This is a genomic window from Bacteroides sp. 51, from assembly GCF_010500965.1.
Lineage (GTDB): Bacteria > Bacteroidota > Bacteroidia > Bacteroidales > Bacteroidaceae > Bacteroides.
The window spans coordinates 1-384 of the sequence record NZ_QVMI01000132.1; the positions used below are offsets into that span (position 1 = coordinate 1).

Below are 384 nucleotides of genomic sequence, written 5' to 3' on the forward strand. Positions count from 1 at the left end.
CGCCGCGGCACCTCGGTCGCCCCCGGGCCATGCGACGTTCGGCCTATAAACAGCTCCAGCCCGAGAGCAAAGAACCCACCTTGCCGAAGCCCTTGAGACCCAGAGACAACCGACGTTGGCACGCGCCCCCGAGAAGTGCGACGGTCGAGTCCCCGAACCGAGACGGCCGCGGTCCGTACGGATCCGCTTGATGGCCGCCCGCCCGAGGCCAGGCCCGGCTGAATCTCGAAGGGGCGCAATGCTGGCCCCGTCCGTTTCCCTTTTAACGGTTTCACGTACTGTTTGACTCTCTTTTCAAAGTGCTTTTCATCTTTCCCTCACGGTACTTGTTCGCTATCGGTCTCGTGCCAATATTTAGCTTTAGATGGAGTTTACCACCCATTT

1 rRNA gene is annotated in these 384 nt (G+C 59.9%); it reads right to left on the reverse strand.

Annotated elements, in window-relative coordinates:
• Positions 1-265: 265 nt before the first annotated feature.
• Positions 266-384: ribosomal RNA gene (locus tag D0T87_RS24355) — 23S ribosomal RNA — on the reverse strand; the annotation flags it as partial.